This window comes from Acidovorax sp. FJL06 (assembly GCF_003852545.1).
GTDB lineage: Bacteria > Pseudomonadota > Gammaproteobacteria > Burkholderiales > Burkholderiaceae_C > Acidovorax.
In genome coordinates, this window is sequence record NZ_QAJR01000072.1 from 1 (window position 1) to 795 (window position 795).

1 protein-coding gene is annotated in these 795 nt (G+C 69.3%); it reads left to right on the forward strand.

Annotated elements, in window-relative coordinates:
- A partial coding sequence (locus DBV10_RS22505) for an N-acetylmuramoyl-L-alanine amidase (protein ID WP_199740237.1) occupies positions 1-585 on the forward strand: 585 nt, incomplete at its 5' end.
- Between the last annotated feature and the right edge of the window lie 210 nt (positions 586-795).

Here is a 795-nt window from a genome sequence, read left to right on the forward strand (position 1 = left end):
GTGGGCGGCAACCCCATGCGGGCCTACCTCACGCGGGACGGCGACTACTTCGTGCCGCTGGGCGTGCGCGTGCAAAAGGCCCGGCGCGTGCAGGCCGACCTGTTCGTAAGCATCCACGCCGACGCGTTCACCACGCCCGAGGCGCGCGGCGCCAGCGTGTTCGCGCTGAGCCAGGGCGGCGCCTCCAGCACGGCCGCGCGCTGGCTGGCCAACAAGGAGAACCAGGCCGACCTGGTCGGGGGCATCAACGTGCAGTCCAAGGACCAGCATGTGCAGCGCGCGCTGCTGGACATGAGCACCACCGCGCAGATCAACGACAGCCTCAAGCTCGGCACTGTGCTGCTGGGCGAGATCGGCGGCATGGCCAAGCTGCACAAGCCGCGCGTGGAACAGGCAGGCTTTGCCGTGCTCAAGGCGCCCGACATCCCCAGCGTGCTGGTAGAGACGGCCTTCATCAGCAACCCCGACGAGGAAAAGCGCCTGCGCAGCAGCGCCTACCAGGAGCAGCTGGCCGATGCGCTGATGCGCGGCATCACGCGCTACTTCGCCAAGAACCCGCCGCTGGCGCGCAGCCGCTCGGTGTAGCCGACAGACAGGGCCTTCCGGGGGTTCCCCCGGCCTTGCGCGCGCCGCCAAGTGCGGGCAAAGTAGCCTTCAACGCCCCACCCCACGCACATTCATCCGTGCAGGCACCCCGACATGCCCCCTGTGCACCGAGGTGGGAGAGGAAGGAGAAACGCCATGGCACTGCCCCACGCCCAATCCGGCCAGATCGTCAGCGTGCGCCCCCTGGGC